21 protein-coding genes are annotated in these 18,422 nt (G+C 32.2%); 15 read left to right on the top strand and 6 right to left on the bottom strand.

Annotation, left to right across the window (positions count from 1 at the left end; genetic code table 11):
• Positions 1-143: 143 nt before the first annotated feature.
• From Q0050_RS13770 to Q0050_RS13760, 3 genes are read right to left on the bottom strand one after another with little or no spacing between them, the layout of a single operon-like run.
• A complete protein-coding gene (locus tag Q0050_RS13770; RefSeq protein WP_298397018.1) occupies positions 144-1,286 on the bottom strand; it encodes a glycosyltransferase family 2 protein in 1,143 nt (380 codons plus the stop codon).
• Between the two features lie 9 nt (positions 1,287-1,295).
• A complete protein-coding gene (locus Q0050_RS13765; protein WP_298397015.1) occupies positions 1,296-1,601 on the bottom strand; it encodes a hypothetical protein in 306 nt (101 codons plus the stop codon).
• Complete coding sequence (locus tag Q0050_RS13760) at positions 1,598-1,819, bottom strand: hypothetical protein (protein WP_298397011.1); 222 nt, start codon at positions 1,817-1,819, stop codon at positions 1,598-1,600. Before Q0050_RS13760 ends, Q0050_RS13765 begins: the two co-directional genes overlap by 4 nt.
• A gap of 226 nt (positions 1,820-2,045) precedes the next feature.
• Between Q0050_RS13760 and Q0050_RS13755 the strand changes: the two genes are divergently transcribed.
• Both Q0050_RS13755 and Q0050_RS13750 read left to right on the top strand, forming a co-directional pair.
• A complete protein-coding gene (locus Q0050_RS13755; RefSeq protein WP_298397021.1) occupies positions 2,046-3,902 on the top strand; it encodes an ABC-F family ATP-binding cassette domain-containing protein in 1,857 nt (618 codons plus the stop codon).
• 75 nt (positions 3,903-3,977) lie between these two features.
• Positions 3,978-4,787, top strand: a complete 810-nt coding sequence (locus tag Q0050_RS13750; RefSeq protein ID WP_298397008.1) for an O-methyltransferase — start codon at positions 3,978-3,980, stop codon at positions 4,785-4,787.
• Positions 4,788-4,846: 59 nt separating this feature from the next.
• On the opposite strand, the gene Q0050_RS13745 is transcribed toward Q0050_RS13750, so the two are convergent.
• Positions 4,847-5,533, bottom strand: a complete 687-nt coding sequence (locus tag Q0050_RS13745; protein WP_298397005.1) for a hypothetical protein — start codon at positions 5,531-5,533, stop codon at positions 4,847-4,849.
• A gap of 151 nt (positions 5,534-5,684) precedes the next feature.
• Here Q0050_RS13745 and Q0050_RS13740 point away from each other — a divergent pair, with 151 nt between their 5' ends.
• The 13 genes from Q0050_RS13740 to Q0050_RS13680 all read left to right on the top strand — a co-directional run bounded on the left by Q0050_RS13740 (position 5,685) and on the right by Q0050_RS13680 (position 17,064).
• Positions 5,685-6,383 carry an ABC transporter ATP-binding protein gene (locus tag Q0050_RS13740; protein WP_298397002.1) on the top strand — a complete coding sequence of 233 codons (699 nt, stop codon included), beginning with the start codon at positions 5,685-5,687 and terminating at the stop codon, positions 6,381-6,383.
• A gap of 24 nt (positions 6,384-6,407) precedes the next feature.
• A complete protein-coding gene (locus tag Q0050_RS13735; RefSeq protein WP_298396999.1) occupies positions 6,408-6,791 on the top strand; it encodes a DUF3887 domain-containing protein in 384 nt (127 codons plus the stop codon).
• Between the two features lie 194 nt (positions 6,792-6,985).
• Positions 6,986-7,555, top strand: a complete 570-nt coding sequence (locus Q0050_RS13730) for a cob(I)yrinic acid a,c-diamide adenosyltransferase (RefSeq protein WP_298396996.1) — start codon at positions 6,986-6,988, stop codon at positions 7,553-7,555.
• Positions 7,556-7,760: 205 nt separating this feature from the next.
• Positions 7,761-7,982, top strand: a complete 222-nt coding sequence (locus Q0050_RS13725; RefSeq protein ID WP_022828503.1) for a DUF2795 domain-containing protein — start codon at positions 7,761-7,763, stop codon at positions 7,980-7,982.
• A gap of 107 nt (positions 7,983-8,089) precedes the next feature.
• Positions 8,090-11,440, top strand: a complete 3,351-nt coding sequence (gene secA, locus Q0050_RS13720) for a preprotein translocase subunit SecA (protein ID WP_298396993.1) — start codon at positions 8,090-8,092, stop codon at positions 11,438-11,440.
• 122 nt (positions 11,441-11,562) lie between these two features.
• Positions 11,563-12,402 (top strand): AraC family transcriptional regulator, encoded by an 840-nt coding sequence (locus tag Q0050_RS13715; protein ID WP_298396990.1) that lies wholly within the window; start codon positions 11,563-11,565, stop codon positions 12,400-12,402.
• Positions 12,403-12,490: 88 nt separating this feature from the next.
• Complete coding sequence (locus Q0050_RS13710; protein WP_298396987.1) at positions 12,491-13,039, top strand: YbhB/YbcL family Raf kinase inhibitor-like protein; 549 nt, start codon at positions 12,491-12,493, stop codon at positions 13,037-13,039.
• A 28-nt stretch (positions 13,040-13,067) separates the two neighbouring features.
• Positions 13,068-13,511: an OsmC family protein gene (locus Q0050_RS13705; protein WP_298396984.1), complete on the top strand. Its 444-nt coding sequence runs from the start codon at positions 13,068-13,070 to the stop codon at positions 13,509-13,511.
• 5 nt (positions 13,512-13,516) lie between these two features.
• Complete coding sequence (locus tag Q0050_RS13700) at positions 13,517-13,915, top strand: heme-binding protein (RefSeq protein ID WP_298396981.1); 399 nt, start codon at positions 13,517-13,519, stop codon at positions 13,913-13,915.
• An 80-nt stretch (positions 13,916-13,995) separates the two neighbouring features.
• Positions 13,996-14,337, top strand: a complete 342-nt coding sequence (locus tag Q0050_RS13695) for a hypothetical protein (RefSeq protein WP_298396978.1) — start codon at positions 13,996-13,998, stop codon at positions 14,335-14,337.
• Between the two features lie 7 nt (positions 14,338-14,344).
• On the top strand, positions 14,345-15,598 hold the full coding sequence (gene pepT, locus Q0050_RS13690) for a peptidase T (protein WP_298396975.1): 1,254 nt from the start codon (positions 14,345-14,347) through the stop codon (positions 15,596-15,598).
• A gap of 27 nt (positions 15,599-15,625) precedes the next feature.
• Positions 15,626-16,201: a DUF1801 domain-containing protein gene (locus Q0050_RS13685; RefSeq protein ID WP_298396972.1), complete on the top strand. Its 576-nt coding sequence runs from the start codon at positions 15,626-15,628 to the stop codon at positions 16,199-16,201.
• 89 nt (positions 16,202-16,290) lie between these two features.
• Positions 16,291-17,064 carry an alpha/beta hydrolase gene (locus tag Q0050_RS13680; RefSeq protein ID WP_298396969.1) on the top strand — a complete coding sequence of 258 codons (774 nt, stop codon included), beginning with the start codon at positions 16,291-16,293 and terminating at the stop codon, positions 17,062-17,064.
• A 53-nt stretch (positions 17,065-17,117) separates the two neighbouring features.
• On the opposite strand, the gene yajC is transcribed toward Q0050_RS13680, so the two are convergent.
• Positions 17,118-17,393, bottom strand: coding sequence for a preprotein translocase subunit YajC (yajC, locus tag Q0050_RS13675; RefSeq protein ID WP_298396966.1), 276 nt, complete (start codon positions 17,391-17,393; stop codon positions 17,118-17,120).
• Positions 17,394-17,411: 18 nt separating this feature from the next.
• Entirely contained in the window at positions 17,412-18,317 is a 906-nt protein-coding gene (nusB, locus tag Q0050_RS13670) for a transcription antitermination factor NusB (protein ID WP_298396963.1), read from the bottom strand.
• Between the last annotated feature and the right edge of the window lie 105 nt (positions 18,318-18,422).

Raw genomic sequence — 18,422 nt, 5'->3', positions numbered from 1 at the left:
AATTGGTAATTGTTGCTTCTGCAACGCTTTCACCCATTTTAGGTAATTTCAATTCAAACTTTGCCATATCTTTAAACTAAAGTTGTGTTTTTTTATAATGATTGCAAAATTAGTAATTTAATCTTCATTTTATAAAGAATATACTAATTTTTTATAATGATAATTTCTCCTCTATCGATTGAATTATTGCTTCCTATTAAATAATTTGAATTAGGAATATAATTCTTAAATGTTAAATTTTTACATTTATTGGAAATCATAAAGTTGATAATCTCTTTGTAACTAAATGATTTGGTGTCAAAAATAATTTCGATATTGGAATTACTATTGTTTTTAAAATTAGAAAACTCATTCAAAATTCTAGTTTTCTTTGTCAAATTTAGTTGTAATTCTTGATTTGAAAAAATAATATATTCATCAATTTTTTTTGTTGAGTTTTGAGTTTGATTTTTCTTTAGTAATGAAAATAAAATCGCTCCAATTTTCATAAAAAAGTCAAATACAATCGATTTCACGAAATGCTTTTTGTAAAAAAATTGCATTGCTTCTTGAAAACGTTTCATATACTTTTCATCACGAATGGTGCTTTCGCCTTTGTAATGAATTACGGAAGTTTCGTGGAAATAATAATTACTTTTTTCTAGTTTTAGAGCCATATAACTTAAATCAATATCGTCGGAATACATAAAACAGTTTTCATCGAAACCACCAATTTCATTATACAATTCGCGTTTCATAACCATAAATGCACCAACAAGAATATCAACTTTTCCCGATTGATTTTCGGTTAAATGTTGGGCGTAATATTTTCCGAAAACATTAGAAAATTTATACAATCCGAAGATTTTTGTGAAGGCAACCCAAGGTGTCGGAATGCCGCGCTTACTTTCTGGTAGAAAATTTCCTGTTCCGTCAATTAATTTGCAACCTACTATTCCAATTGCGGAATTTGGCACTTCGACTGCGCTCAGTGTGACAAAATTTAGAATTTTTATAAAAGTATCTTCTGCTACAACAGTATCTGGATTTAGAATGCAGATGTATTCGCCTTTGGCTTGTGCAACTCCGATGCTATTTCCTTTTGGGAAACCTAAATTCTCTTTATTTTCAATGAGTTTTACGTTGGGAAACAATTCTTTCATCATCGCACAACTATCGTCAGATGAATTGTTGTCGATTACAATGATTTCGCCATCAATGTTTTCAAGTGCTTTTTGGACACTTAAAACACATTGCTCTAGAAAATAGCGCACATTATAATTAAGGATGATTACGGATAGTTGCATTGGACAAATTTAAAGCAACTTATTTAATTCTTCAGGATTTTTTTGATTGTTGAAAAAAAAGTGAAGTTCTATTATTTTTATGTCAGAATTAAAACTGTAGTATAAAGTAGTTTGTTTAGAAATAACTAGACAATAGACTTTAAGAGTTTTGCTATAAATGCCAATCTCAGGGTTTATTGATAATCTACTCAAATTTTCTTCAACTAAATCACTAAATTTTTTAACCTCATTGAAATTCCACTTAAATAAAATATAATTGATTTCTTCTTCAAGAGTTATTTGAGCTTTTACATCCCAAATTATGTCATAACTCATTTTAAAAAAGGATATTTTTCTTTTACATTTTTCATTACAACTTCGTGAGGAATTCCTTTTCCTTCTTTCAAATCTTTTTTGGACTTCTCTATAACTTTTGCAAATAGAGGATGATCTTCAATATTGACATAGATTTTCTCTGAAGAATATTCCGTAATTGGTTCTTCGACTTTATTCAAGTCTAGCTTTTTATCATTTTTATTTGAATTGTCGCTCATAGCAAATAGTTTTGAAACTCAAATATACAAATTAAATTTATTGTTGTTTTGAAATACGGAACAAAAATACAATACAATTGCTAGCTAGCCCTGATTGGAGGAAATGCCGTGCATAACGGAAAGCAGGAAAATGGATTACAAACAAATCCCTAACCATTCGCTCCTAATGAAATTAAAGATTGTTTCCTTGCTTTCAATGACTTACTTTTGCAAAAAAAATACACTTGTGAATTACCTTTCTGTAGAAAATATATCGAAATCATTTGGCGAACGAACGTTGTTTAAAGACATTTCGTTTGGAATTAATAAAGACCAAAAAATTGCTTTTATTGCCAAAAATGGCTCGGGAAAAACCCAAATAATGAAAATTATTAATGGCGACGATACGCCTGATACTGGGCAAGTTGTGATGAGAAAAGATATTAAAATGTCGTTTCTGTCGCAGGTTCCGCAGTTGCAAGATGAGTTGACGGTTGAGGAAAGTATTTTTGCAAGTGATAATGAAATTTTACACGTTATTGAGCGTTACGAAAAAGCACTTGAAAATCCTGAAGATAGCGAAGCTTATGAAAAAGCGTTTGACGATATGGATCGTTTTAATGCTTGGGATTTTGAAACGCAATTCAAACAAATTTTGTTCAAATTGAAGTTGGAAGATTTCAAATTGAAGGTTAAAAATATGTCTGGTGGACAGAAAAAACGTCTTTCATTGGCGATTATTTTGATTAATAAACCTGATTTATTGATTTTGGATGAACCTACCAATCACCTTGATTTAGAGATGATTGAATGGTTAGAAAGTTATTTTGCTAAAGAAAATGTTACGTTGTTTATGGTTACGCACGACCGTTTCTTTTTGGAGCGCGTTTGTAACGAAATCATAGAATTGGATAACGGAAAATTATACAGTTACAAAGGAAATTACTCTTATTATTTAGAGAAAAAAGAGGAACGTCAAATTTCTGAAAATGCAACGATTGATAAAGCCCAAAACCTTTTTGTAAAGGAATTGGCGTGGATGCGAAGACAACCGAAAGCACGAACAACTAAGTCAAAATCTCGTCAAGATGATTTTTATAAAATAAAAGAAGTTGCCGAAAGTCGAAGAAAAGAAAATAAAATCGAACTCGAAATTAATATGGAACGTCTTGGAAGCAAGATTATTGAGTTGCATAAAATTTCGAAAAAGTTTGGCGATAAAAAGATTTTAGAGAATTTTAGTTTCGATTTTCAGCGTGGTGCGCGAATTGGGATTATTGGTAAAAACGGAACTGGAAAATCGACATTTTTGAACTTGTTGACACAAACTATTCCGACTGATTCTGGGAAAGTGGTCACTGGTGATACGATTAAAATTGGTTATTACACGCAAAGCGGAATTAACCCAAAACCGGGACAACGCGTAATCGATATTATAAAGGAATACGGAGAATACATTCCGTTGATGAAAGGAAAATTGATTTCGGCAAGTCAATTATTAGAGCGATTTTTATTTGATAGCAAAAAACAATATGATTTTGTTGAAAAACTTTCTGGTGGCGAATTGAAACGATTGTATTTATGTACGGTTTTGATTCAGAATCCAAATTTCTTAATTTTGGATGAGCCAACGAACGATTTGGATATTGTAACGTTGAATGTACTAGAAAGTTTCTTATTGGATTTTCCAGGTTGTTTGCTTGTAGTTTCGCACGATCGCTATTTTATGGATAAAATTGTTGATGATTTATTCGTTTTTAGAGGCGATGGTATTGTAGAGAATTTTCCTGGAAATTACTCTGATTTTAGAGCGTATGAAGATTCGGCTGAACCAGCAAATAAAGACGATAACAAGGAAAAGAACAATTGGAAAACTAAAACTATTTCATCTGGTTTAGACTTTAATGAACAAAAAGAATTCAATAAAATCGAAAAAGAAATTAAAGATTTAGAATACCAGAAGAAACAAATCGAACAATTATTTTCTGAGGGAAAAGTAGCAGATAAGGATATTGAAGCGAAAGCAAATGAATTGCAAAAAATAATTCAAACTATGGAACAGAAAGAAGAACGATGGTTTGAGCTTTCTTCAAAAATGGAATAATAAAAAGTAAGTAGTGATTAGTAATTAGTGAATAGCAAGACTAATTACTAATCACTAATTACTAATCACTAGAAAATGCTGTTTCAAATAAAATCATATCTAAACTTCCTCTGGAACTCCAAGAATCAACACGGAGTGCATTCGCCGTTTGTGTACAATTTAGTTACGAAATGTTTTTATGATAAAAGAAAACATCCAGAATATTCCATTCTAAAAAACTACCGAAATTCACTTTTACAAAACAAAAACACCATTGAAGTAACCGATTTTGGTGCTGGTTCACGAGTTTTTAAAAGTAACACACGACCTGTAAATCAAATTGCAAAAAACGCTGGAATTTCTCCAAAAAGAGCGCAACTATTATTTAGAATTGTAAACTATTTTCAGCCAGAAACTATTCTAGAAATTGGAACTTCGTTAGGATTAGCAACTTCTGCCCTATCATTGGGACTCGAGTCGAAGACGAACAGAGCGAAGCTAAATAAAAATGCACAGATTATCACTTTAGAAGGTTGTCCTCAAACAATGGCAATTGCAAAAAATCAACTTCAATCGCAAAATCTAAATAACATCGAATTTGTAAATACTGAATTTTCAAGTTATCTACATAACTGCCAACTGAACACTGAACACTGCCAACTAATTTATTTCGACGGCAATCATTCTAAAAAAGCAACTTTACAGTACTTCGAACTTTTACTACCTTCAATTACCAAAGATTCTGTTTGGATTTTTGACGATATTCATTGGAGTAAAGATATGGAAGAAGCCTGGGAAATTATTAAAAATCATCCAAAAGTTACCGTTACTATTGACACTTTTCAATGGGGAATTGTTTTCTTTAGAACCGAGCAAGAGAAAGAACATTTTGTGATTAGAACATAAAAAAATGACAACCATCGCTGATTGTCATTTTTCTGAATTAATATTTATGCTTTAACCCTTTATTCTTTTGCTTCAGCAGTTTCTCTACTTTTTGCACCTACTCTATTCAGTTTAAACATTGGTCCAAATTTGAATTTAATAGAAGCTATTTTATTATTATCTTCCGTAGTTAATCCTTCTTTTTCAACCCTATTTTTTCTGCTGTCTAATGCTTCATACATTAACTTTATTTCATCATAATCCTCTCTAGAAAAATCACCTTTATTTTTTTTGTAAGATTCAAAGAAGGTGTCATAGGTACTTAAAATATTGTCTTTATTTACCCACGCAAAACTCATATCATCTCCAATTTTTCCTGCACCAAAAAGTCTATCACGCAAAAGTTGACTTGGTGTTGAAACTGTTTTAGCCGATGTATTTGGCACTTCTCTCTTGCTTTCAACAGTAGTTTTAATGACATTATAATCAGCATCATAAGAATCTAATTTTTCTTGACCTGATGCTTTTTCTTTTTCATCAAGAGCATTTAAAGCATCTTTCGCACTAGTTGATTTTGTATCATAATCAGTAGCAATTTGATCCCAATTATCATTCATTGCCATTTCGTCAACTGATTTTAAAGAATCAACATAACGCTCTAACTCGCTTATCCTTTTATCAGCCATTTCTTTATCTTTGTTTTGACAAGAAACAACGACTACTAGAACCATTGAAAATAAACCTAATCTAAATGTACCTCTTTTCATAATTTGAATGTTATATTGTTTGGGACAAAACTAGCGCCACTTTCAAGTTGTAATGTTATATAATTAAATCTTATATTTACATAAATCTTTTTGCATCAATAGTGTAACTTTATAACTGTTTTTAGTACTAATAATTCATAATCAAAATAAAATGTCAAATCCACTTATAAACATCACCAACATTAAACGAGATTTTGTTCTAGGTAGCGAAATTATTAATGTACTTAAAGGAATCGATTTACAAATCAACAAAGGCGAATATGTCGCACTTATGGGACCATCAGGTTCCGGAAAATCAACTTTAATGAACCTTTTAGGATGTCTTGATACACCAACATCAGGAAGTTATATACTAAACGGAAAAGACGTTTCTAAAATGCACGACGATGATCTTGCCGAAATTCGTAATAAAGAAATTGGATTCGTGTTTCAAACATTTAATCTTTTGCCACGAACAACCGCTCTAGATAATGTTGCATTACCTATGATCTACGCAGGTTATTCTAAATCAGATCGAAATAAACGTGCTACCGAAGTACTGACTCAAGTAAACTTATCTGATAGAATGGACCACCAACCCAACCAACTTTCAGGTGGACAACGTCAACGTGTTGCAGTAGCGCGTGCTTTGGTCAACAAACCTTCCATTATTCTTGCTGATGAACCAACTGGAAATCTAGATAGTAAAACGTCTATCGAAATAATGAAACTTTTTGGAGATATTCACGCTGCAGGAAACACTGTAATTTTAGTAACTCACGAAGAAGATATTGCTAAATATGCTCACAGAGTTATTCGCTTGCGCGATGGATTAATAGAGAGTGATACGCCAAATACTGATCATCTATAATTTTATCGATAGATAAGTTTGATAATGAAAAAAGCTTTCATTTTTATGAGTTTATGGTGCATTACAACTACTTGTTTCGCACAAAATGACATTCATAAAAAAGCAACAGATTCTTTTATTCTACATTACAACAACAACGATTTTGAAATGATTTACAACTCATTTTCAACAACGATGCAAAAATCTCGTCCCAAAAATTACTTTTTTAGCTTGTTCAATAAGGTTAAAAAAGAGCACGGAAAATTAATGTTTTTAGAGCAAACAGATTATCAAGAAAACAGTCAAATGAAATCGAGAGGCCAATATTACGGACACTTTGAAACGGGAAAACTGCAAATTAAGATAACAGCTAATGCAAAAGGAGAGATTATTGGACTATATATTTTAAAAGACAAAATAGTGTTGTAAGGAGCGAATCGCTTGGGCTTTATCAGCAATCCATATTCCTGCCATACGAAGTAGTCTCGTTAAAAAACGAGAGCTACTTTCTCCTGTCAGGGCTAGTTAACATTCCATTTTAATTTTTGTTATCTTTGAAAAAAGAAATTCTAGTTTAAAATAAACTCTTAAACTTTTAACCTTCTAAACTTTTAAACATTTACATGAAAGTATATACAAAAACTGGCGACACAGGCACAACAGCACTTTTTGGCGGAACAAGAGTTCCAAAACACCACATCCGAATTGAAAGCTATGGAACTGTTGATGAACTCAACTCACACATTGGGTTAATTCGCGACCAAGAAATCAACACTTTATACAAAAACGTTTTAATTGAAGTCCAAGACCGACTTTTTACGGTAGGCGCAATTTTAGCAACGCCACCAGATAAAGAGACTTTACAAAATGGTGAAAAAAGACTTCAAAATCTAGGAATATTAGAATCAGATATTGATTATCTTGAAAATCAAATTGATTTAATGGAAGAATCTTTACCGCAAATGACACACTTTGTGCTTCCCGGCGGACACACAACTGTGTCATATTGTCATATCGCTCGTTGTGTTTGCCGTCGTGCCGAGCGTTTAGCAGTACATCTAAATGACATAGAACCAACCGATGAACTCGTAATTAAGTACCTAAACCGACTTTCTGACTACCTTTTTGTCTTGGCACGAAAGTTGTCCTACGATTTAAACGCTGATGAAGTGCAATGGATTCCAAGAAAATAGTCTCTTATAGCTTCAAAAGTAAAATTGCAAATTGCACGAAATATTTTCTTAAATGCTAGTAAAATAGAGCATTTTTGGTTTAAAGAATTTAAAATTTGGAATTTAAAAAAAGACGTTCTTAAACTTAATCGTAAAATAAATCATTTTTTACTTGACTTTTTCAGTAATAAATTTATTTTTGCATAAATTATAAAATCGAAAGCAGATGTATTGGACATTAGAATTAGCATCTTATTTAAGTGATGCACCGTGGCCTGCAACCAAAGATGAACTTATAGACTACGCAATTAGAGCTGGTGCGCCGCTTGAAGTTGTTGAAAACCTTCAGTCAATTGAGGATGAAGGCGAAATATATGAATCAATGGAAGAAATTTGGCCAGATTATCCAACTGACGAAGATTATCTTTGGAATGAGGATGAATATTAAAAAAAAATAAACTAACACAACAGAAAAAAGTCTCCTTTGGGGCTTTTTTTTTGTTTAAATTCGCATTCCCAAACTATTGGGAAACTAAATATTAAATACAAACCATTATGAGTTTCATAAATAGCATACTTAAAGCATTTGTCGGAGATAAATCTCAAAAAGATGTAAAAGCAATTCAACCGCTTGTCACTAAAATTAAATCATATGAAAGTGCTTTAATGTCGTTGTCTCACGACGAATTAAGAGCTAAAACCATCACTTTCAAAGAAAAAATCAAAGAAGCAAGAGCTGATAAAGATTTAAAAATTTCAGATTTAAAATTAGATGCTGAAAGAACTTCTGATATTGACGATAGAGAGGAAATCTACAACAGAATCGATGCTTTAGAAAAAGAAGCTTATGATATTTCTGAAAAAGTATTAATGGAAATTCTTCCTGAAGCATTTGCAGTGGTAAAAGAAACTGCTAGACGTTTCAAAGAAAATACAACAATTACCGTTACTTCAACCGAAAAAGATAGAGAATTATCGGCTACAAAACCTTATATCACCTTAGTTGGTGACCAAACTAATTGGGCTAATTCATGGAATGCAGCTGGAAAAGAAATCACTTGGGACATGATTCATTATGATGTTCAATTAATTGGTGGAATTGTTTTACATCAAGGAAAAATTTCTGAAATGCAAACCGGTGAAGGTAAAACATTAGTAGCTACACTTCCACTCTACTTGAACGCTTTGACTGGAAATGGTGTGCACTTAGTAACCGTAAATGACTATTTAGCAAAACGTGATAGCACCTGGAAAGCGCCACTTTTCGAATTCCACGGATTAACTGTTGATTGCATCGATAACCACTCTCCAAACTCTGACGCCAGAAGAAAAGCTTATGAAGCAGACATCACTTATGGTACAAATAACGAATTCGGATTTGATTATTTGAGAGACAATATGGCTCATTCACCAGAAGATTTAGTACAAAGAAAACACAATTATGCAATTGTCGACGAGGTTGACTCGGTTTTAATTGATGATGCGAGAACACCTTTGATCATTTCAGGTCCAGTTCCAGATGGTGATAGACACGAGTTTAATGAACTAAAACCAAAAATCGAAAATCTTTACAACCTTCAACGTCAATTAGCCAACGGATTTTTAACCGAAGCTAAACGTTTAATAAAAGAAGGAAATACTAAAGAAGGTGGATTCCAATTACTAAGAGCTTATCGTTCTTTGCCTAAAAACAAAGCATTGATTAAGTTTTTAAGTGAAGAAGGAATCAAACAATTACTTCAAAAAACTGAAAATGAATACATGCAAGATAACAATCGCAAAATGCCAGAAGTGGATGAAGCATTGTATTTTGTAATTGAAGAAAAAAATAATCAGGTAGAATTAACCGATAATGGTATCAAATTTTTATCGCAAGATACTGACGAAAATTTCTTCGTCTTACCAGATATCGGAACCGAAATTGCCAATATTGAAAAACTAAGTCTTGAAAAAGATAAAGAAGCCGAAGCTAAAGAGAAATTATTTCAAGATTTCGGAATCAAATCAGAAAGAATTCATACGTTAACACAATTATTAAAAGCTTATACTTTATTTGAAAAAGATGTAGAGTACGTAATAATGGATAATAAAATCCTAATTGTCGACGAGCAAACCGGACGTATAATGGATGGAAGACGTTATTCTGACGGATTACACCAAGCCATTGAAGCTAAAGAAAAAGTAACTATTGAAGCAGCAACACAAACCTTTGCAACTATTACATTACAGAATTATTTCCGTATGTATAGCAAATTAGGTGGAATGACCGGTACAGCAGTCACAGAAGCTGGAGAATTATGGGAAATTTACAAACTAGACGTTGTAGAAATTCCAACCAATAGAGGAATGTTGCGTGAAGATAAAGAAGATTTAATATACCGCTCAGTTCGTGAAAAATTCAATGCAGTAATTGAAGATGTAACCCAACTTTCAGCGTCAGGAAGACCAGTTTTAATTGGAACAACATCTGTTGAGATTTCAGAATTACTGAGTAGAATGTTGAAAATGCGCGGTGTTGCACACAACGTTTTGAATGCAAAAATGCACAAAAGTGAAGCCGAAATTGTTGCCGAAGCAGGAAAACCTGGAGTAGTGACAATTGCAACCAATATGGCAGGTCGTGGTACCGATATTAAACTTACTCCAGAAGTTAAAGCTGCTGGTGGTTTAGCAATTATTGGTACAGAACGTCACGATTCTCGTCGTGTTGACCGTCAGTTACGTGGTCGTGCAGGACGTCAAGGTGATCCAGGAAGTTCTCAATTTTACGTTTCATTAGAAGATAATTTAATGCGACTTTTTGGCTCAGACAGAGTGGCTAAAATTATGGATAGAATGGGCTTAAAAGAAGGTGAAGTAATTCAGCATTCAATGATGACGAAGTCTATCGAAAGAGCTCAGAAAAAAGTAGAGGAAAACAACTTTGGTACTCGTAAACGTTTATTAGAATATGATGACGTTATGAATGCGCAAAGAGAGGTAGTTTACAAGCGTCGACGTCACGCACTTCACGGCGAACGTTTGAAACTTGATATTGCTAACATGATGTATGACACCTGCGAGGTAATCGTTGGTGATAATAAAGCTTCAAATGATTTCAAAAACTTCGAGTTTGAATTGATTCGCTTTTTCTCAATAACATCTCCTGTATCTGAAAGTGATTTTGCTAGATCTTCTGAAATGGAATTAACCGGAAAAGTATACAAAGCAGCAATGCAATATTATACTGAAAAAACTGAAAGAAGCGCCAGAGAAGCAATGCCTATTATTGCTAATGTTTACGAACAAGAAGGTAACAAGTTTGAAAGAATTATTGTTCCTTTTACCGATGGAATTAAATCATTGAATGTAGTAACTGATTTGAAAAAAGCTTACGATTCAAAAGGTGCTCAATTAGTTGCCGATTTTGAAAAAAATATCACACTTGCCATCGTTGATGAAGCTTGGAAAAAACACTTACGTAAAATGGACGAATTGAAACAATCAGTTCAATTGGCCGTACACGAACAAAAAGATCCATTACTAATCTATAAGTTGGAAGCTTTTAAATTGTTTAGATCAATGCTTGATGGTGTAAACAAAGAAGTTATTTCGTTTCTATTCAAAGGAGATTTACCACAGCAGCAAAACATTCAAGAAGCAAGAACGGAAGTACGTCAAAATGACAATTACACGGAATCAAGAAATGAAATTTCTAACAGCGAAGAATTAGCAGCTCAAAACAGAGAAGCTGGTCAAACTCAACCACGTCAAGTAACGGAAACTATTGTTCGTGATCAACCAAAAATAAATAGAAACGATAACGTTACTATAAAACACATTATGAGTGGAAAAACTGAAGTAATGAAATACAAAAAAGCTGAAAGTCTTTTAGCAAATGGCGAATGGGTTTTAGTTAATGACTAATATCTTAAAGACAAACTATTTATTTTAGTTCGGCTTGATAAAAAATAAAATCCTCAATTGTAATTTCAATTGAGGATTTTTTATATTTGAAAAGTAAAAATTGCAATTGTTACGTTAAGAAAATGATAATACAGACATTACCTGAAGAATTAACAAAAATAAATCACACAGAAATTCAACTGTATGAATACCATATTTCACAAAGTTTAGAAAAAAATAAGGTCCAATTATCTACAAATGTATTCAGCTTTCTAATCGAAGGCACCAAAGAATTAATAACTAATAATAGCTCCACTACCATAGAAAGTGATAAATTTTTAATCATCAAATCGGGAAACTGTTTGATGAGTGAAAACATCTCCTTAAGTCAAAATTATAAAAGTATGCTATTGTTTTTTTCGGATGATATGTTGAAAAATTTCATAGACAAATACGGCTTAAAAACCGATTCCAAGGCTACCTTATCTGACTTTTTAATATGTGACTATGATCCAACAATAATTGATTTTGTTAAGAGTTTAGAAAGTCTAAAACAACAACCAACTGATTTTTTAGAAAAAATATTACCTATTAAGTTTGAAGAAGTACTGCTCTATCTTGTTCAGAAAAAAGGAGCTAATTTTTTGAGTGAATTCATCAATACGAACAAGAAAACTTCAGATAACTTTGTCAACATTGTGAAAAAAAACGCGCTCAATAATTTAAAAATAAATGAAATTGCATTCTTATGCAACATGAGTACTTCAACATTTAAAAGATACTTCGAAAAAGAATTTAAAACCAGTCCAAATCGATGGTTTTTAGAAAAAAGATTAGAACACGCAACCTATCTTTTAAATTCGAAAAACCTTCGCCCATCCGACATCTACCATCAGGTGGGCTTCGAAAATTTGTCTAGTTTTATTCAAGCTTTTAAGCATCAATTTGGTCAAACGCCTAAACAATGGCAAATATCAAATTGAACTTTTATCAACACTTTTTGAACTTTTATAAAAACTAGTTTAGTTAATTAATTGTGACATTTGCCATTATTAATTAAATAGCTAAGTTATGTTCAAGAAAAATTTATTACTAATTGGTTTACTATTCATTTTTGTAAAAGCTAATGCACAACAAACTTTTACATTAAAAAGTAACGATTTGGGTGGCTCATTCACTAAAAAAAATGAATTTAAAGGATTTGGTTGCGATGGAGAAAACGCTTCACCACAACTAAGTTGGGCTAATGCACCAGAAGGTACTAAAAGTTTTGCAATTACATGTTATGATCCTGACGCACCTACTGGAGCAGGATGGTGGCATTGGGTTGTTTTTGATTTACCACAAAATACTACAGAAATTATTTCTAAAGCTGGAAATCCTTTATTAAACTTACTACCAAAAGGAGCAATTCAAAGTAGTACAAGTTTTGGCGGTACAGGATTTGGTGGTCCTTGTCCTCCGAAAGGTCACGGTATTCACACCTATATTTTCACGGTTTATGCGCTGAAAACAGACAAACTTGGATTAGATGCTACAGCAAATCCAGAATTAGTAGGATATTATTTATGGCAAAATACCATAGCTAAAGCAACGATTGTTGCCTATTACCAAAGATAATTCATTAACAATAAAAATAAAAAAAATTATGGCATCAATAAGAAGAGCATCGGCCGTGTGGAAAGGAAGCGGACTTGAAGGAAGTGGAACATTAAATACTTCTAACAAATTCTTTAACAACACACCTTATAGTTTTAAAACGAGATTTGAAAATGAAGATGGTGTACAAGGCACAAATCCGGAAGAATTAATTGCAGCAGCACACAGCGGTTGTTATGCAATGGCGTTAAGCTTTGCACTAGCCAACGCAGGTTTTACAGCTGATGAACTAAACGTTACAGCAAAAGTTACATTAGACGCCGTTGAACATGGTTTTGAAATTACTCAAATTGAACTAAATCTTGATGCAAAAGTTTCAGGAATTTCAGAAGATCAATTTAATGAACTTGCAGAAGGAGCAAAAGTAGGATGTCCGATAAGTAAAGCATTAAGTGCCACAACTATTATATTAACCAAAAAATTAACTAACTAAAAATTATGAATATTACTTTAAGTCAAGCAGAAGCTGTAATTGAGGCAGCAAAAAAAAGAGCAGCAGCGATAGATACTAAAATGGATATTTGCGTAGTAGATGCAGGCGCAAATTTAGTTGCATTTGCAAGAATGGATGGCGCATGGATTGGATCTATTGATATTTCATTTAAAAAAGCTAAGACTAGTGCTTGGTTTACAATGGATACAGCATCATTAACACCTCTAGTAAAACCAGATGCTCCTTTATTCAATATTGAGCACAGTAACGGTGGATTGATAACTTTTCCTGGTGGCGTGGTTATAAAAAACAGCGAAGGTGAAGTAATTGGTGCTATTGGTGTAAGTGGTAGCTCTGTAGAAAACGATCACGACGTAGCCGTTGCAGGAGCAAGTGCTCTGTAATAACTAATTGTGTATAAAATACAATCCTCAATTGTGAAAGCAGTTGAGGATTTTTTTATATTTGAAAAAAATATCAATATATGTTTGAAAACAAAACATTAGCCGATCAAGAAAACCCCAAAACAGTACAAGAGTTTGTTTTATCAAGTTTACTTGCAGAACAACCAAGAAGACACATTATTGCAGCATTAATAGAGAAAGGAATAGATGAAGAAACTGCCAATAAATTAGTTGATGCTGGCGAAGACAAACTAATGAGTGCTGAACGATCTGCAGCAAATAAAGACATAATTTATGGCGCTATTTGGCTTGTGGCTGGAATTGCAATTACTTTTTCAGGCATCGGATTTATAACTTACGGCGCAATTATATATGGTTTAATTAGATTATTCAAAGGATTAAGTAATACAAATATTTTTTAAAATAAACATGCAAAACATCATCGACCGCTTTATAAGCTACGTCATTATCGATACCGAATCGGATGCAAATTCTACTACCACACCAAGTACAAAAAAACAACTAGACCTTGCCAATTTATTAGTAACAGAATTAAATAACATCGGTTTATCTGATGTTTCTATTGACGAAAATGGTTATGTTATGGGTACTTTACCAAGCAATGTAGACCACGAAGTTCCTACCATTGGATTTGTTTCACATTATGATACTTCACCTGATTTTACTGGTAAAGATGTAAAACCTCAAATCATAGAAAATTATGATGGAGGCGATATTGTTTTAAATAAAGAACAAAACATCATTCTTTCTCCAAGTTATTTTAAAGATTTATTATTATACAAAGGTCAAACTTTAATTACTACAAACGGATTGACTCTTTTAGGAGCTGACGATAAAGCCGGATTAACTGAGATTGTTTCTGCAATGGAGTATTTAATGCAACATCCTGAAATTAAGCACGGTAAAATTAGAGTCGGGTTTACACCTGATGAAGAAATTGGACGTGGCGCAGATATTTTTGATGTTGAAAAATTTGGTGCTCAGTGGGCTTACACAATGGATGGTAGTCAAATTGGCGAATTGGAATATGAAAATTTTAATGCCGCTGGAGCTAAAATTACTTTCAAAGGAAAAAGCGTTCATCCCGGATATGCAAAAGGAAAAATGATCAACTCGATGTTGATTGCAAATGATTTTATCAATGCGCTACCAAAAAATGAAATCCCACAGGAAACCGTTGATTATGAAGGATTTTATCACGTTGTAGGACTTTCAGGAAGTATTGAAGAAAGTGTTGTTGAATTGATTATTCGTGATCACGATGCCCAATTATTTCAAGAACGAAAAGACAAAGTTTCAGAAATTGTAGCTTCAATAAATCAAAAATTTGCTAAACAATTCGGAGAAGATATCTGTCACGCAGAAATAAAAGATCAATACTATAATATGCGTGAAAAAGTAGAACCTATGATGTTTATTGTTGATTTAGCTGAAAAAGCAATGCGAGAACTTGGAATAGAACCTTTAATCAAACCAATTCGTGGTGGAACAGATGGTTCAAGATTATCGTATATGGGATTACCTTGTCCGAATATTTTTGCTGGCGGACACAATTTTCACGGAAAATATGAATATGTTCCTGTAGAAAGTATGCAAAAAGCGGTAGATGTTATCGTTAAAATTGCAGAATTAACAGCTACAACTGATTTTTCAAAGAACTAATTTCAAGTTTATGCCACAAGTTTAGAAATGGAACATAAAAATCCTTGGATGAAATATGATTATTGGAATGATGAAATCGAAATTCTAAAATCCATAATTAATACAACTGAACTTGTTGAAACTAAAAAATGGGGCGGAATAGTTTATACCATAAACAATAAAAACACCATAGGAATTGGTGCTTTTAAAAATTATTTTGCCCTTTGGTTCTTTAACGGTGTTTTCTTAAAAGATGAAAATGCTGTTTTAGTAAACGCCAATGAAGGTGTTACAAAAGCGCTGCGTCAATGGCGATTTACATCAAAAGATGACATTAATGAAAAGCTTATCTTATCCTACATAAAGGAAGCAATCACCAATGAAAAAAGTGGTAAAGCAATAAAACCTTCAAAAAAAGAAAAAATTGTAAGCGATTTTCTAGCAAATGAATTACAATTGGATAGTAATTTATCAAATGCATTTGAAAAATTTACATTATCAAAACAAAATGAATTTCTGGAATATATTGAAACTGCAAAGCAAGAAAAAACAAAAATTTCTAGGTTTGAAAAAATAAAACCAATGATTTTGAACCAAATAGGTTTAAATGACAAATACAGATAAACATGGAATTACTAAAACGGAACAAAAAAAAGACCATCGTTTTGTGCTTATTGATTTCTTATCTATTAGTATGTCAGTCTTGTATGAGAATGAGAACAAGTCATTCTAAGACTAAAACTTTTTTCGAAACCTCCAAAATCACTTTCAAAGACAGTTCTATAAATATTGAAGACAAAACCATTCATTATATTCAAACGGGTAACAAAAACAATCCAACTTTATTTTTTATTCACGGCTCACCTGGCAGTTGGGATGCTTATAAAGAATATTTAAAAGATACGTTATTGTTAAAAAAATACCGAATGATTGCCATTGACCGACCAGGTTTTGGTTATAGTAACTTTGGTAATTCCGAAAATCTATTTGAACAATCTAGAACAATTGAACTGTTTATTAATCGTTTAAAAAACAATAAAAATATTTATCTTATTGGTCACTCTTATGGCGGACCAGAAATAGTTAAAATGGCAATTAACAAACCTAAGGACTACAAACAACTTGTCATAATAGCTGGAGCAATTGATCCAGATGCTGAAAATCCTGAAAAATGGCGTCCTTTCTTTATGGCAAAACCATTGAGATACCTTGTTCCTGGTGCGCTTCGTCCGGCAAATGATGAATTGTGGTGGCTGAAAAATGATTTAAAAGTAATGAAATCATCGCTGAGCAAGATTGTGGCAGATGTAGTAATTATTCACGGTACAAAAGATCGATTGGTACCCTATAGCAACGCTGCATTTATATCTAAAGAGTTTGTAAATGCCAAGTCAATAGAACTTCTTCCAATTGAAAATGCCGATCACTTCATACCTTGGACGCATTATGAAATCATTAGAAATAAATTACTAAACCTAAAAGAATAAAAAAATCCCAAACTTCATTATAAAGTTTGGGATTTTTTGTAAAGCTTAAAAACTTAAGCTTTTTTATTTAAAGCTGCACTCATTTCAAGTGAAATAGCAGATTTCTCCATTTTTAATTTTCCTGACATTGTTTCTACAACAATAGTTGTTTCTGCAAGTTCAGAAATCTTTGCGTGAATACCGCTTTTTGTTACAATCTTGTCGCCTACTTTTAGACTGCTTTCAAACGCTTTTTCTTTTTTAACCTTTTTTTGTTGTGGTACTATCATAAATAAATAGATTACAACAAACATTAAAATAAACGGTAAAAATTGACTTATTTGTTCCATAATAATTTTTGATTTTTATTAGATTAAACCTCTTCCTGATTTTTTTATTTTGTTATTTGCTTGAAAATCTTTCACCAAATTATCTAAAATTCCATTGATGAAAATACTACTTTTTGGTGTTGAATATTCTTTAGCTAGTTCCAAATACTCATTTATTGTTACTTTAACTGGAATAGATGGAAAATTTAAAAACTCACAAATTGCCATTTTTAAAATAATGGTATCCAATTCTGCAATACGTTCTAAATCCCAATTTGGAGTTTTATCTACAAATTCTTTTGTCAACTTATCTTCATTCAAAACTGTTTTTCTGAATAAAGACGAAGCAAAATCTCGGTCCTCAATATCTTTATACAATGGTGCAATTCTAAAATCTTCTTCTTTAGAAAACTGCTTTAATTGTTTCAATATCTGTGTGTTTACTACAGGAATATCATCAACCCACGTCAATTTAAAATCTTCTAAATAAGAATATAACTTTTCGTTTGGCGCTATAATATCTGAAAATAAATCGGCGATAAAAAAACGTTCCTCTTCAAAAGTTACAGTTTTCTTTGCCATATAATTAACGTACAATTCACTTTGCTTTACAACCTGCAACAGCATTAAAATTGTATCGTCATTAATTTGCCAATTGTTGATTTTTCGGTTTTCTAAAGCAATACTAAACGAATTACTTTCTTCTAAACCATTAAAAATTGGGTTATTTATAAATCGTAAATTAGGATTGCGTTCTTCAGGAGTAGCTAGGTGTTTTTTCTTTGAGATTTCGATATAATCGATTTCTTTCTTTCTGATTTCCGTTAATGTTGATAACATAATTAGGTACAAATCTAGAATATTTTCTAAACTAGCTGTCAGGAATTTCTCTTGCTTTTCTAGATTATCTGAACCACTTTGATGCATTGCGTAGATAGTTTGCATCACTTTTACTCGAATATGTCTTCTGTTTAACACGGATAAGAACTTTTAAAAATTAACAAAGCGAAAGAAATTGCTCTTTCGCTTTGCAAAAATAAAACTATTTTT

This window comes from Flavobacterium sp., from assembly GCF_027483985.1.
GTDB lineage: Bacteria > Bacteroidota > Bacteroidia > Flavobacteriales > Flavobacteriaceae > Flavobacterium.
The sequence above is the reverse complement of the archived record's forward strand: the minus strand, read 5'-3'. Positions and strand labels throughout refer to the sequence as shown.

Bases quoted from the DNA above. Each gene is read 5' to 3' on its own strand.
- Q0050_RS13770 (WP_298397018.1), bottom strand. From the start codon at position 1,286: ATGCAACTATCCGTAATCATCCTTAATTATAATGTGCGCTATTTTCTA.
- Q0050_RS13765 (WP_298397015.1), bottom strand. From the start codon at position 1,601: ATGAGTTATGACATAATTTGGGATGTAAAAGCTCAAATAACTCTTGAA.
- Q0050_RS13760 (WP_298397011.1), bottom strand. From the start codon at position 1,819: ATGAGCGACAATTCAAATAAAAATGATAAAAAGCTAGACTTGAATAAA.
- Q0050_RS13750 (WP_298397008.1), top strand. From the start codon at position 3,978: ATGCTGTTTCAAATAAAATCATATCTAAACTTCCTCTGGAACTCCAAG.
- Q0050_RS13745 (WP_298397005.1), bottom strand. From the start codon at position 5,533: ATGAAAAGAGGTACATTTAGATTAGGTTTATTTTCAATGGTTCTAGTA.
- Q0050_RS13740 (WP_298397002.1), top strand. From the start codon at position 5,685: ATGTCAAATCCACTTATAAACATCACCAACATTAAACGAGATTTTGTT.
- Q0050_RS13735 (WP_298396999.1), top strand. From the start codon at position 6,408: ATGAAAAAAGCTTTCATTTTTATGAGTTTATGGTGCATTACAACTACT.
- Q0050_RS13730 (WP_298396996.1), top strand. From the start codon at position 6,986: ATGAAAGTATATACAAAAACTGGCGACACAGGCACAACAGCACTTTTT.
- Q0050_RS13725 (WP_022828503.1), top strand. From the start codon at position 7,761: ATGTATTGGACATTAGAATTAGCATCTTATTTAAGTGATGCACCGTGG.
- secA (WP_298396993.1), top strand. From the start codon at position 8,090: ATGAGTTTCATAAATAGCATACTTAAAGCATTTGTCGGAGATAAATCT.
- Q0050_RS13715 (WP_298396990.1), top strand. From the start codon at position 11,563: ATGATAATACAGACATTACCTGAAGAATTAACAAAAATAAATCACACA.
- Q0050_RS13710 (WP_298396987.1), top strand. From the start codon at position 12,491: ATGTTCAAGAAAAATTTATTACTAATTGGTTTACTATTCATTTTTGTA.
- Q0050_RS13705 (WP_298396984.1), top strand. From the start codon at position 13,068: ATGGCATCAATAAGAAGAGCATCGGCCGTGTGGAAAGGAAGCGGACTT.
- Q0050_RS13700 (WP_298396981.1), top strand. From the start codon at position 13,517: ATGAATATTACTTTAAGTCAAGCAGAAGCTGTAATTGAGGCAGCAAAA.
- Q0050_RS13695 (WP_298396978.1), top strand. From the start codon at position 13,996: ATGTTTGAAAACAAAACATTAGCCGATCAAGAAAACCCCAAAACAGTA.
- pepT (WP_298396975.1), top strand. From the start codon at position 14,345: ATGCAAAACATCATCGACCGCTTTATAAGCTACGTCATTATCGATACC.
- Q0050_RS13685 (WP_298396972.1), top strand. From the start codon at position 15,626: ATGGAACATAAAAATCCTTGGATGAAATATGATTATTGGAATGATGAA.
- Q0050_RS13680 (WP_298396969.1), top strand. From the start codon at position 16,291: ATGAGAACAAGTCATTCTAAGACTAAAACTTTTTTCGAAACCTCCAAA.
- yajC (WP_298396966.1), bottom strand. From the start codon at position 17,393: ATGGAACAAATAAGTCAATTTTTACCGTTTATTTTAATGTTTGTTGTA.
- nusB (WP_298396963.1), bottom strand. From the start codon at position 18,317: ATGCAAACTATCTACGCAATGCATCAAAGTGGTTCAGATAATCTAGAA.